The sequence below is a fragment of the Dietzia sp. SL131 genome, from assembly GCF_026672565.1.
Classification (GTDB): domain Bacteria; phylum Actinomycetota; class Actinomycetes; order Mycobacteriales; family Mycobacteriaceae; genus Dietzia; species Dietzia kunjamensis.
Window position 1 is genome coordinate 3,387,624 of the sequence record NZ_JAPPRI010000003.1, and the last position, 11,862, is coordinate 3,399,485.

Below are 11,862 nucleotides of genomic sequence, written 5' to 3' on the forward strand. Positions count from 1 at the left end.
GACATCCGCGGTGAGCACCCTCCAGGAGGCGCACGATGGGCACTTCATTCTGGCGACGCACGACGATCGATTCCCCGGCGGCCGAGTTCCCGGACGGCGAGCACGTCGACCTGGTGATCGCGGGGGCCGGGTTCACCGGCCTGATCACGGCGCTGATGGCCGCCGCGCGCGGCAAGGCGGTCGTGGTCCTGGAGGCGCACACGGTGGGCGCGGGGGCCAGCGGCGCGACCACGGCCAAGGTCTCGGTCCTGCAGGGCACCCGACTGTCGAGCATCCGCTCCAAGCACGGGTTGGAAACGGCGCGCGCGTACGCCGACGCCAACCGGTACGGACTCGACTGGTGGGCCGAGTTCTGCGAGACCCACGGCGTCGACTCCCAGCGTCGGCGTGCGGTGACGTTCTCCAAGGGACGGATGGGCACGTCGACCCTGCGCAAGGAGATGAAGACCCTCGTCGACCTGGGTCTGCCCGCCCGCTGGTACGACCGGGTGGACGTGCCGTTCCCGGCCCGGTCCGCCGTGGAGCTGCCGGATCAGATGCAGATCGACCCGGTGGAGGCGCTCGCGGCGCTGGCCCGCGCGGCCACGGCCCTCGGCGTGCGGATCGTGGAGCACGCCCGTGTCACCGGACTCACAGCGCAGGGGACAGGGGAGGACGCGTTCGTCGAGGTCACCGCGCATCCGGGCACGATGACCGCCCGCGACGTCGTGCTGGCGACCGCGTCCCCGGTCCTGGACCGCGGCCCGACCGTGGCGACGATGGAACCCGAGCGGTCCTACCTCTGCGCGTTCGAGTACCCCGGTGGCCTGCCGGAGGGGATGTACGGCTCGGTCGAGAGCCCGGTCCGCTCGCTGCGGACGGTGCCCTCACCCGGCGGTGAGGTGCTGTTCGTCGGCGGCAACGGGCACCGCACCGGCACCGCCACGGGCACCGCGTCCAAAATCGACTCGCTGCGGGAGTACGCGGAGAAGTACTTCCCCGGCGCGACGATGACCCACGGCTGGTCCGCGCAGGATTTCCACCCGGTGACGATGCTGCCCAAGTCCGGGCCCCTGCCGTGGGGCAAGGGGCGCGTGCACTTCGCGGGCGGCTACAGCAAGTGGGGCCTCACGGGCGCGCCGGCGGCGGCCGGGATCATGGTGGACCGGCTCGAGGGCGTGGACCCGCGGGTGTCGTTCGGCAAGCCCAGCATCACGGGCATCGCGAAGAACGCCGTGCCCCTGTTCGCGGACGTGCCCGTCCAGCTCGCGGCGACCGCGGCGCAGGCGATCGTGCGCAAGCCACGGCCGAGTATCCGACCGATGGGGGAGGCGACGGGCGACGACGGCGAGACCTGCCGCGTCGGCCTGCTGTGCCCCCACATGGGAGCCGCGCTGACGTGGAACGACGTGGAGCGGTCGTGGGACTGCCCCTGGCACGGGTCCCGCTTCTCGGCGTGTGGCGAGCTCATCGAGGGCCCGGCCACCAGTGACCTCACGAGGTACGACACGCCCCGCTGACCCGACCGGCTGGCGCGCGCAGCTGACACGACCGGCTGACATGAGCCGCGCCCCGGCCGGTCGGGGAAGGGCCGGGTCGGGGCGCAGCGAGTGTCACCGGCGGGTCAGGCGGGCGGCATCAGGACTCCGTCGAGGACGTGGATGACGCCGTTGGTGGCGTCCACGTCGGTCTGGACGACGTTGATGCGGGTGCCGTTGCCGTCGACGAGGGCGGCGTCCTCGCCCTCCACCTCGACCGTGAGCTCCCCGCCCTGGAGGGTCGCGACCGTCTGGCCGTCCATCTCGAGGACGTCGGCCGCGGGGACCTCACCCTCGATCACGTGGTACTGCAGGATCTGCGCCAGGTCGCCCGTGGGGTCGGCCAGCAACTCGTCCAGCGTGCCCTCGGGCAGGGCCTCGAACGCCTCGTCTGTGGGGGCGAAGACCGTGAACGGACCGGGCCCCTTGAGGGTCTCCGTCAGGCCCGCGGCCTCGATGGCCTGGGTGAGGGTGGTGAAGTCGCCCGCGGCGTTCGCCGTGTCGACGATGTCGCCCTCGGCCGCAGCGCCGGTCTCCTCGGTGGTGGTCTGGTCCGTCGTGGTCTCGTCGGTGGTGGTCTCCTCCGTCATCATCTCCGTGGTGGTCTCGTCGGCCGTGGTCGTGCCACCGCCATCGTCGGTGCCGCACGCTCCCATGAACACCGCGAGACCGAGGGCTCCCGTCACTGCGATCGTCCGCTTCATCAAGCTTCCTTTCGTCGGGGTTGCCCGTCAGTGTCCGCACTGCACAGGGGGTACGTGAACCCCCGTGGCCTGATCGTTGTGGCCCCGTGACGGGATGGGGACAGGCCCCCCGGGCCGCGCCTCGGGAGGATGCCCTTGCTTGCGAGCGTCCCGGGAGTCGTCGAAACTCGAGACGGAACGCTGGCCGCCGGCCACCGCGTACACCCGTCTACGAAGAAGCAGGAGCATCGATGAGCCCCACCGATCAGGGTCCGAACCCGTTCGTCGTCGACATCGAGGACGCCACCCTCGCCAACGACAACTACCGCACCACGCTGTGGACGGGATCGCACATGCAGCTCACCGTCATGAGCATCAAGCCCGGGGACGACATCGGTCTCGAGGTCCACGACGACCACGACCAGTTCCTGCGCGTCGAGGCAGGGAAGGGCCGGGTCGAGATGGGCCCCGCGAAGGATCAGCTCGACTTCGTGCGCGAGGTCTCCGACGACTGGGTCATCCTCGTGCCCGCCGGGAGCTGGCACAACGTCACCAACACCGGCGAGGAGGACCTCAAGGTGTACTCGCTGTACGGTCCGCCGGAGCACGAGCACGGGACCGTCCACCCGACCAAGGCGGACGACCACCACGATCACTGAGCACGACCACTGACGACCACTTACCACGAGCGCTGACGACGATCATGGCCGCGACCGGTTCGCGGTGCCGGAGGGCCCGGGGCGGTGCACACGCCGCCCCGGGCCCTCCGGCATGACACGCTGGTGGCGTGAAGACGCCGGTACCTGACTATCTGCTCGAGATCCGCGACGCCTGCTCGAACGGTGACGCCGGCCGGCTCGCCGACTACATCCCCGAACTCGCGGCCGTGGACCCCGACCGGTTCGCGGTGGCCGCCTGCACGATGGACGGCATCGTCTACACCGCCGGGGACGCGGACGCCGAGTTCACCATCCAGTCGATGAGCAAGCCGTTCGTCTACGCGCTCGCGCTGCGGGACCGGGGAATCGAGGCGGTCCTGGAGAAGGTCGAGGTGGAGCCGTCCGGGGACGCGTTCAACCAGATCTCCCTGGACCGAGAGACGGGCCGGCCGCGCAATCCGATGATCAACATCGGGGCCATCACCACGCACACGCTGGTGAGCGAGCCCGACGCGACCCAGGACGACCGTGACGAGGCGGTGAGGCAGGGGTTGTCCGCCTTCGCGGGCCGCGAGCTCGGAGTGGACGACGCCGTGCTCGACTCCGAGCTGCGCACGGCGTTCCGCAACCGGGCCATGGCCAACCTCGTGCGCGCGGGCGGGATCATCGCGAACGACCCGGACGAGGTGGTGCGCGGCTACACCCGGCAGTGCGCCTACCGGGTGACCGTGCGCGACCTGGCGGTGATGGCGGTGACGCTGGCGACGGGCGGCATCAACCCGGTCACCAAGGAGCGGGTGGTCTCGGCGCCGGTCGCCCGGCAGGTGCTCGCCGTGATGGCCACCTGCGGGATGTACGACGCCGCCGGGGACTGGATGTCCACCGTGGGGATCCCCGCCAAGAGCGGGGTGTCGGGCGGGATCTTCGGTGCCCTGCCCGGGCAGGTCGGGCTCGGGGTGTTCTCCCCGCGGCTCGACGAGCACGGCCACAGTGTGGAGGGTGTGCGCACCTTCGAGCGGCTGTCCCACGATCTCGAGTTACACCTGATGAATACCACCGTCACGGACGTGGAGGCCGTTCGCTCGGTGCGGTTCGACGAGATCTCCGGGCGCCGCACCTTCCGGTTGCAGGGCCCCATGACGTTCGCCAGCGCCGAGCAGGTCCTGCGGCGTCTCGCCGAGATCCCCGAGGGGCCGAGCGAGGTGACCCTGGACCTCAGCCGCGTGTCCTCGGTCAACGCCAGCGCGCGCCGGATGCTGCTCGAGGCGATGACGCGGTTGTCGGCGGACGGCCACGTCGTCGGTCTGGCCGACCCGGGCCGGCGCCTCCCCCGACCGGACCTGGGCGACGGGACCCGGCCGGTCAACCGGCGGGCGGCCCGCTAGCTAGCCCGGGCGCGCCAGCCCGGCGCACCCAGCGGCACCGGTCACTCAGCCCACCCGGAAGTGCGAGTGGTCCGGTTCCCTCATGAGCTCGGCCAGTCGCGCCCGGTCGAAGGGGAACAGGTCGATCGTGCCGCCGTCGTGGAAGTACCAGGAGTGGCAGCCGGTGTTCCAGACCGTCGGCCCCATCGCCCCGGCGACGTCGTCGTTGAACTCGGCGGTCGCCTCCTCGGTCACCTCCACCGACCGGATCGCGCCCTCGCGGAGGAGTTCGATCCAGTGGGCGATGTACCGGGCGGTGAGCTCGGCGGTGTGCTGCAGTGAGATCGAGCCGGTGGGGGAGTTGGGGGCTCATCCCAATCGGGGGTGTAGGAGTTGGGGTCTGAAGCCGCCGGTCTCGAGCAGGCTTCGGGCGATGTAGTTGGTCAGGTTGCGGAACCCGAGTGCGGAGCCGCGCAGGTGTTCGAGCCGTCCGTTGAGCGCCTCGGTCGGCCCGTTGCTGGTGCCGGGTCGTTCGAAGTAGGCGAGCACGTCAGCGGCTCGCTTCTTCAGGGTCCGGCCCAGGGTGGTGAGCTCGGTGAGCACCTTGGGGACGCCGGCGCTGAGGTCGGTGATCAGCTTCTCCATGGGCTCGCGGCCACGTTGCCGGTCCTCGTGGCGATAGGCGGCGATCATGCGCTGGTAGACACCCCAGGCCGCCTCGACCTCGACGTGAGCGTCATCAACGAACAGCGCGCGTAGCCTGTCGTTCTGCTTGTCGGTCAGCAGGTCCGCGCCGGTGTGCAGCGTGCGCCGCGACTTGTAGAGCGGGTCGTCCCTGAACCCACGGTGCCCGTGGATCGCGAGTTGGACCCGGCGCCGGCACCTGTCGAGGGCGTCACCGGCCAGGCGCACGACGTGGAAGGGATCCATCACCGTGACCGCGTCCGGGATCTCCTCTGCAGCGGCGGTCTTGAACCCGGTGAAGCCGTCCATCGCGACCACCTCGACCGCGTCACGGAAGGCGTCGTCGCGGTCGGCGAGCCAGGTCTTGAACGCCGCCTTCGACCGGCCCTCGACCATGTCCAGCAGCCTTGCTGGGCCGGCGCCATCGCGGACCGGGGTGAGGTCGATGATCACGGTGACGTACTTGTCGCCACGCCTGGTGTGGCGCCAGACGTGCTCATCGACGCCAATGACCTTCACGCCCTCAAACCGCGTGGGGTCGTTGATCAGCAGCCGCTTGCCTTCAGCCAGGACCGCGTTGTTGGCGGTGTCCCACGCGACCCCGAGTCCCTCGGCGACACGGGCGACGGTGAGGTGTGCGACCACGATCCCTTCCAGCGCCCACCGCAGCCCGGTGCACGAGAGCTTCGCGCGTGGCTCCGCCGCGGCGCTGGTGTCTTGGCGCCACACGTGTCCGCAGTCGGCACAGCGGTAGCGGCGCACTACAACTTCCAGCACGGTCGGTAGTCGTCGGGAGACCCCGACGTCTATCTGCGGACTGACGCGCCCGGCCGACCTACACCGTCATCTGAGAAGACCCCTGAAACGTCTTCGACGACGACGGGACCGGCGAGGATGAGGGCGCGGTGAGCTAAAGGAATGGAGCTTGCTCGGCTTCGACGCCGCCGCAAGCTCCGGTGAAACGGTCGGTACTGGTCGGTCGTCGTCGGTCACCACCGGATGGCGGCGTCCCCCACGCTCGGCGTTTGCGCAGGTCAGCGGCTCGTTCGCCCAGTGGGGCGCATCAAGCGATAGACGCAAAGCCGACGTGATTAGGTCGTCGGTTCGATTCCGACAGGCGGCTCCGGCGAACAGCCCCTGACCTGTGGAAACGCAGGGCAGGGGCGGTTCGGTTCTGGTGGTCGTGCGATGCGCTGGCCTCACGGCTCTGCCCGACACCGACGTCGCTCTTCTCTGCGACGGACCCCTCGCCGGCTGAGCGCTCGTGGCCTGCATCCTGTCCGTGTGCCGATAGGCCTCGCACCGCTCGGAAACGCAGCATGGCGTTGCGTCGCAACCTGGCGACGGCTCGGCGGGGCGCGATCGTCTCGTGCGTTGGCGGACTACGGGAGCTTGGACGCGAGGACGTCGGCCGCCAGGATCTCGGGTGCTGCGCCAAGGAGGTGCTGGTTGTCCGTCAGGGCTGCGACGATGGCGCCGTTGGCGTGGGCGTCGCGAGCGGACTCGTCGGGGAATGCATCGAAGATCCAGAAGGTGTCGGCGTGGGTCCTGACCGCGAACCAGACAATCGTTCCTGCTTCTTCGTTGGCGAGTGCGACAGCGCCGGCGAGCAGATCGGCGAGCGCGTCGTGCTGTCCATCGGCCGCGACGATCTTGGCGACGAAGGCATACGGAAGTGATGCGGGTGTGGACATGAGGGACTCTCCTTGAAATCGGGGTTCTTCGTGGGACGAGTTCAGCGTATGACGAGCGAGGGCCGGTGGGAAGTGGCGTATACGGCAGCATTGCTATTGTTTACGCCATGCGTATCGGACTGATCGCGATCGACGGCTGCTTCGGTTCGGCTGTCGCGTCGATCATCGACATCGTGCGGGTGGCCGACGGAGCCCGCGGCGATGTCGACCCGCGGATCGACCCGATCACACTCGCCATCCTCGGACCGAAACGGCGAGTGACCACGACGGCATCGATGACCCTGTCGGTGGACCACCCGCTGTCGGAGTCCGGAGAGTTCGACGTGGTCGTCGTCCCTGCGCTTGGAACCCTTACGGCCGCCGCTACCAACGACGCCCTCCAGAGCCGAGATGCTCGTTCGGTCATCGCCTCGCTCGGGCGCCTCGACGAGGCGCCCACCCGGATCGCCGCGGCGTGCACCGGCGTGTTCGCTGTCGCCGAGACCGGACGGATGCATCATCGGCGGGCGACGACCAGCTGGTTCCTGGGGCCGGAGTTCCTGAAGCGCTATCCGACCGTCGCCCTCGATCTCGACACCATGGTCGTGGTCGACGGGAACCTCGTCACCGCCGGCGCCGCGTTCGCCCACATCGACCTCGCGCTCTCACTCGTGCGATCGATCAGCCCCGACCTGGCCCAACATGTCGCCAAGCTCCTCATCATCGACGAGCGCCCGTCGCAGGCGGCCTTCGTCGCCTACGATCATCTCCGGCACGAGGACCCGATCGTGGTCGAGTTCGAACGCTTCGTGCGCGCCCGCCTGGACGAACCGTTGAACGTCGCCTTCGTCGCGCAGTCGCTCGGCACCAGCCGGCGCACCCTCGAACGACGAGTCCGTGCGGCGCTCAACCTCACTCCGCTCGGCTTCGTCCAACGGCTTCGCATCGAACGAGCTCGGCACCTCTCCGCAACCACGGACCTCACCTCCGCCGAGATCGCGCTACGGGTCGGCTACGCGAACGCCGAGACTCTGCGCTCCCTCCTGCGTAGGGAGCGACGCCGTTCCTGACCTATCGCCATGCCTGTAGCCGGTGTGCTAGAGCTCGACTGGAACCACCTCTCAGCACGTCGCGTCGACGCTCCTGCGTCGCCCCTGGACGACCCACTCGACACGCCCGCAGCACAGGCCATGTGACGTGTCCCGGCTTCCCGGACGGTCGGGGTTGGGTGGCTGTGATGTCGCTGCGTTCTCGTCGAGAGGATCAGCAGGCCCGATCAGAGTCGATTGGGATAAGACGCGAAGGCGGTCAGGTCAGGCCGGCCGAAGCCGGCCGGCGGGGTAGCGTCGGACACGTCGAGGTCTTTCGGATGGATGGCGTAGGAACCTCCATCGTCGGGAGATCTCGACGTCTATCTGCGGACCGACGCGCCCGGCCGACCTACACCCTCATCTGGGAAGAGCCGAGTTGGGGCCCAGCACGGTGAACGCATTGGGGAAGCCCGGGACGGCGGTCATCTGATAGGCGCGCGGGCCGTCGGCCCACTCGCGCTCGAGGGTGCGGCCGTCGCGTCCGACGACCTCCATGGGACGCATGTAGTCGTGCGCGCGGAAGCCGGTCGCTAGCACGATCACGTCGGCGGGCCGCTCGGTGCCGTCGGCGGTGCGGATCCCGTCCCGGGGTGACCTGCGCGATGGCGTCGGTGACGAGCTCGGCGTCGCTGCGCTGGATGGCGCGGTAGTACGTCCCCGGACTGGCGGAGTTCCGTGGCGGGGTGTCGGTCCGGATGTGCCCGGCCAGGCCGAGGTCGTCGACGACCCGGCGGTGGTAGCGCTGGATCTCGGCGCCGTCGGCCCACACGCGCGACCAGTCGGGCTTCGGCGCGAACCGGAACTGGTAGAGCTGGGACGGCACGTCGCATGTCAGGCCCGGGTAGCGGTTCCAGTACCAGACCCCGCCGACGTCGGAGCCCTTCTCCAGCACGGTGACGTCGGCGAAGCCGCGCTCGCGGAAGACGTGCAGGGCGGTGGTGCCGGCGACCCCGGCCCCGACGATCACCACGCGCGGCTCGCGCCCCTCGCGCGATCGAGCCGGACTCACACGTCGACCGCGTTGTCCGTCAGCGCATCGCGGACGGTGTCCGGCGCGGTCACCATGGACGACTCGAACGCCGCCTCCCGTCGGGAGGCGTTCATGAAGTAGGCGCCGAGGCCGGCGAGGTCGACGGTGGTGGGCAGGATCGGGACGACGGTGGCGCCGCGCGCGCGGACGGCGGCGACCTCGTCGTGCAGCTGGGTGGACATCGGGCGGCGGATCAGCCCGTACTCGATCCCGCCGCCCCGGCCGGGGACGCGGACGCCGGGCGCCGAGGCCATGGGGGCGAGGACGAACACGAGGTCGGCGTCCTCCGGCCCGATCAGGTCCACGGACGCGGTGGAGCCCATGCCGCCGTCGACGAAGATCCGGTCACCGACGGGCACCGGCGGCATCCACCCGGGGGTCGCCCAGGAGGCGCGCAACGCCTCGCCGACGGTGGCCATCGGCGAGCCCGGGGCGCCGAACAGTACCCGCTCCCCGGCGAGGACGTCGTAGGCGACGATCCGGGCACCGGTGTGGGGGAGCCATGCGCCGACCTCGAAGCCCTCGGCCAGCCGCTGCAACCAGCCGGCGTCGCCGCGACCGGTGGGGGCGATACCGGTGAGGGCGCCCAGCCCGGACCGTGTGCGGAGCAGACCGGGGTTGAGCAGCGGGAGCCGGGGTAACGGCGGCCGCCCGGGCGGGGTCGAGGCGATGTGTTCGCGGAGCCGCATGTCGCAGGCCTGCCCGCGCTGCATATCGACCAGTTCGTCGACCCCGATGCCGCCGGCGAGCATGGTCACCAGCTCGGCGCCCGCCGAGGTCCCCAGGAGGACGTCCGCCTCCCGGGGGTCGAATCCCGTCTGCTCGGTGAGCGCGTGGAGGGCGGCGATCATCCAGGCCCCGCCGATCGTGCCCCCGCATCCGAGGACGAGAGCGGTGCGACTCATCCGGCGCCCTCCCCGTGTCCCGCGGGGGGCGCCGCCCCGGAGAGCCCCGCGCTGATCCTAATCGCGCGGCTCCAATACGAACACAGGGATGATCCGGTCGGTGTTCTGCTGGTAGTCGCGATAATCAGGGTAGACGGCGACGGACCGGTCCCACCACCGGTCTCGCTCGGGGCCGCTGAGTTCGCGGGCCGTGTAGTCGCCGACCCGGTCCCTGTCGCGGACCTCCACGTGCGGGTCGGCCTTCATGTTCCAGTACCAGACCGGGTGGGTCTGGGCGCCGCCCTGGGAGGCGACGGCCGCGTACGACCCTTCGTGCTCGACGCGCATCAGCGGGGTCTTGCGCAGGTTGCCGGACTTCCGGCCGACGGTGGTCACGATGACCACGGGGATGCCGGCGAGGGCGCCGCCCTCCGAGCCGTCGGTCTTCTCATACGTCTCGACCTGCGTCCGGACCCACTCGCTCGGGCTGGGCTCGTACTCGCCGGACAGTGGCATCGGGGCTCCTCGGTGATGGGGTTCCGTCGGCTGAGGGCGACACTACGCCCGCCAAGGCGTGCTTGCTGCCCACATCAGGCGAGTCGGTCGGTGAATCTCGAGACCGCCTCGACGACCGCCAGGTAGCGCGGCGAGCGCACCGCGTCGAACCCGTGTTGGGCTCCGGGCAGTTCGGCGTGGACCACGGGGTTCGGCGATCCGGCGCGCAGGTGCCGTACGAGTCGGCGTGACCCCTTCACCGGCGTGTAGGTGTCGTGGGTGCCGTGGATGATCGCCACCGGCGGGGCGCCGGAGGCCGCGTGCCGCACGGGGTCGGAGACGTCCCGGGTCTCGAGGCCCAGGCGACCGTAGTAGCCGTACAACCCGATCGCGCCGGCGACAGTGGTGTCGGCGTCCTCGAATCCCGGCTGGAATCGCGGATCTCCCCCGGTCAGGGCGGTCATCATCGCGATGTGCGCCCCGGCCGAACTGCCCGCCACCACGATCGGCGCCTCGGCCCTGATCCCGTGCGCCGGGCCCTCGGTGCGGATCCAGCCCAGGAGCCGTTTGACGTCGACCAGGTGCAGCGGGAATCCCGACTCCGGGGTCGGCGAGAGGTGGTAGGTGGTGCTGATCGCCGCCCACCCGCGTGCGGCGTGGTCGAACAGCATCGCCCGCGACTCCCGGCTCGGGCCGCCCGCCCGGAAGTGCCCACCGTGGATGTGGACGAGCACCCCGCGCACGTCACCGGCGCCGTTGCCGCCATGTCCACCGCTGCCGCCAGTGTCGCCGCCGGCTCCAGGCGAGCCGGCACGGGTGTAGAGATCGAAGCGGTTGGCCTTCGGGTCCGGTCCGTAGACCATGCCCCGGCGGGCCCGCACCCCGCGCGGCCGCAGCGGCCACGGGCGGAACAGCACTCTCGGCCACGGCGTGCGGTGGAGGGCCGACGGGCTCGTCGTCGTCTCCCCCTCGCCCAGCCCCTCGCCCGGCCCGTCGCCCAGCCCGTCGCCCAGTCCCTCGGCCAGCGCGCGGTCGAGGGCGGCGGCCGCGGCGAGGTGCCGCGACAGTACGAGACCCAGACCCGCCCAGGTCAGCGTAGCGATGCCGGCCCCCACGCGATCGGAGGGACGCGCGGCCCGACCGCCCCGACCGGCCAGCGCAGACGCGGTCGCGGCCCCGACCAGCGCCCCGACGTGCAGCGGGAGTTCCTGCGCGGGCAGGCTCCACACCCAGCCGGCGGTCGCGGCGACGAACGGTCGGCGGATCGGCCACAACGCCAGCGCCGTGGAGACCGCGGCGGGGGCGACGAGCACGGGCAAGGGCACGCGGGCGGACGGTCTCGGCATGTCAGGCCTCCGGTAGGGGTGCGCGTTCCCAGGCGGCCACCGGCCCCGGGACCATGTCGAACATCGGGTGCGGGCGCGGTGCGACGAGGCGGTCCAACCACGCGGGGTCGCGCTCGGCCACCTTGGCCCGCAGGTGCGCCCACTCCAGCGCGAGCTGCCCGTCGGTGAGCGGCAGGCGCTCCGCCCCGGGCGGCAGGACGACGCGCGTGCGGTCGAAGCGGTAGCCGCGCACCTCGGCGGCGTCGGCCAGCCCGTGCAGCCAGGTGGCGACCCCCGCGACCGGGTCGGGGAGCATGCGGAAGCGTTTGAGCTGCGGATGACTGCGATAGCCCTTGGTCAGCCCGCGGAGTACCTTCTGGGCCAGGAGCCCCTCGCGCCACCCGGCGACCAGCGCGGCGCGGTCGAGCAGGACGGGATCGATGCTCCACAGGCGCAC

11 protein-coding genes and 2 pseudogenes are annotated in these 11,862 nt (G+C 70.9%); 4 read left to right on the top strand and 9 right to left on the bottom strand.

The window, feature by feature from the left end; genetic code table 11:
* Positions 1-35: 35 nt before the first annotated feature.
* On the top strand, positions 36-1,499 hold the full coding sequence (locus tag OVA21_RS16865; RefSeq protein ID WP_182634350.1) for an FAD-dependent oxidoreductase: 1,464 nt from the start codon (positions 36-38) through the stop codon (positions 1,497-1,499).
* Positions 1,500-1,603: 104 nt separating this feature from the next.
* On the opposite strand, the gene OVA21_RS16870 is transcribed toward OVA21_RS16865, so the two are convergent.
* Positions 1,604-2,221, bottom strand: coding sequence for a fasciclin domain-containing protein (locus OVA21_RS16870; RefSeq protein ID WP_268092915.1), 618 nt, complete (start codon positions 2,219-2,221; stop codon positions 1,604-1,606).
* A 230-nt stretch (positions 2,222-2,451) separates the two neighbouring features.
* Between OVA21_RS16870 and OVA21_RS16875 the strand changes: the two genes are divergently transcribed.
* Both OVA21_RS16875 and OVA21_RS16880 read left to right on the top strand, forming a co-directional pair.
* On the top strand, positions 2,452-2,859 hold the full coding sequence (locus OVA21_RS16875; protein ID WP_120285521.1) for a cupin domain-containing protein: 408 nt from the start codon (positions 2,452-2,454) through the stop codon (positions 2,857-2,859).
* A 128-nt stretch (positions 2,860-2,987) separates the two neighbouring features.
* Positions 2,988-4,244 carry a glutaminase gene (locus tag OVA21_RS16880; protein ID WP_069388600.1) on the top strand — a complete coding sequence of 419 codons (1,257 nt, stop codon included), beginning with the start codon at positions 2,988-2,990 and terminating at the stop codon, positions 4,242-4,244.
* Between the two features lie 45 nt (positions 4,245-4,289).
* On the opposite strand, the gene OVA21_RS19430 is transcribed toward OVA21_RS16880, so the two are convergent.
* The 3 genes and pseudogenes from OVA21_RS19430 to OVA21_RS16895 all read right to left on the bottom strand — a co-directional run bounded on the left by OVA21_RS19430 (position 4,290) and on the right by OVA21_RS16895 (position 6,601).
* Positions 4,290-4,478: a hypothetical protein gene (locus OVA21_RS19430; RefSeq protein ID WP_143337732.1), complete on the bottom strand. Its 189-nt coding sequence runs from the start codon at positions 4,476-4,478 to the stop codon at positions 4,290-4,292.
* A gap of 114 nt (positions 4,479-4,592) precedes the next feature.
* Positions 4,593-5,690, bottom strand: a pseudogene (locus OVA21_RS16890) (ISL3-like element ISPfr2 family transposase); the annotation flags it as partial.
* A 599-nt stretch (positions 5,691-6,289) separates the two neighbouring features.
* Positions 6,290-6,601 carry a putative quinol monooxygenase gene (locus OVA21_RS16895; protein WP_096906522.1) on the bottom strand — a complete coding sequence of 104 codons (312 nt, stop codon included), beginning with the start codon at positions 6,599-6,601 and terminating at the stop codon, positions 6,290-6,292.
* 107 nt (positions 6,602-6,708) lie between these two features.
* On the opposite strand from OVA21_RS16895, the gene OVA21_RS16900 reads away from it, so the two are divergent.
* Complete coding sequence (locus OVA21_RS16900; protein WP_268092916.1) at positions 6,709-7,650, top strand: GlxA family transcriptional regulator; 942 nt, start codon at positions 6,709-6,711, stop codon at positions 7,648-7,650.
* Between the two features lie 393 nt (positions 7,651-8,043).
* Here OVA21_RS16900 and OVA21_RS16905 read toward each other — a convergent pair.
* From OVA21_RS16905 to OVA21_RS16925, 5 genes and pseudogenes are all read right to left on the bottom strand, one after another.
* Positions 8,044-8,680, bottom strand: a pseudogene (locus tag OVA21_RS16905) (flavin-containing monooxygenase); the annotation flags it as partial.
* The gene (locus OVA21_RS16910) at positions 8,677-9,606 is read right to left on the bottom strand and encodes a patatin-like phospholipase family protein (RefSeq protein ID WP_268092917.1); all 930 of its coding nucleotides are present in this window, start codon (positions 9,604-9,606) and stop codon (positions 8,677-8,679) included. The pseudogene OVA21_RS16905 and the gene OVA21_RS16910, both read right to left, overlap by 4 nt.
* Before the next feature lie 57 nt (positions 9,607-9,663).
* The gene (locus OVA21_RS16915; RefSeq protein ID WP_268092918.1) at positions 9,664-10,101 is read right to left on the bottom strand and encodes a nitroreductase family deazaflavin-dependent oxidoreductase; all 438 of its coding nucleotides are present in this window, start codon (positions 10,099-10,101) and stop codon (positions 9,664-9,666) included.
* Between the two features lie 74 nt (positions 10,102-10,175).
* A complete protein-coding gene (locus OVA21_RS16920; RefSeq protein ID WP_268092919.1) occupies positions 10,176-11,426 on the bottom strand; it encodes an alpha/beta hydrolase in 1,251 nt (416 codons plus the stop codon).
* Between the two features lies 1 nt (position 11,427).
* Positions 11,428-11,862: a pyrimidine dimer DNA glycosylase/endonuclease V gene (locus tag OVA21_RS16925; RefSeq protein ID WP_096907420.1), complete on the bottom strand. Its 435-nt coding sequence runs from the start codon at positions 11,860-11,862 to the stop codon at positions 11,428-11,430.

Coding starts and splice junctions, on each gene's coding strand:
- OVA21_RS16920 (WP_268092919.1), bottom strand. CDS start 11,426: ATGCCGAGACCGTCCGCCCGCGTGCCCTTGCCCGTGCTCGTCGCCCCC.
- OVA21_RS16875 (WP_120285521.1), top strand. CDS start 2,452: ATGAGCCCCACCGATCAGGGTCCGAACCCGTTCGTCGTCGACATCGAG.
- OVA21_RS16900 (WP_268092916.1), top strand. CDS start 6,709: ATGCGTATCGGACTGATCGCGATCGACGGCTGCTTCGGTTCGGCTGTC.
- OVA21_RS16915 (WP_268092918.1), bottom strand. CDS start 10,101: ATGCCACTGTCCGGCGAGTACGAGCCCAGCCCGAGCGAGTGGGTCCGG.
- OVA21_RS16910 (WP_268092917.1), bottom strand. CDS start 9,606: ATGAGTCGCACCGCTCTCGTCCTCGGATGCGGGGGCACGATCGGCGGG.
- OVA21_RS16865 (WP_182634350.1), top strand. CDS start 36: ATGGGCACTTCATTCTGGCGACGCACGACGATCGATTCCCCGGCGGCC.
- OVA21_RS16895 (WP_096906522.1), bottom strand. CDS start 6,601: ATGTCCACACCCGCATCACTTCCGTATGCCTTCGTCGCCAAGATCGTC.
- OVA21_RS16870 (WP_268092915.1), bottom strand. CDS start 2,221: ATGAAGCGGACGATCGCAGTGACGGGAGCCCTCGGTCTCGCGGTGTTC.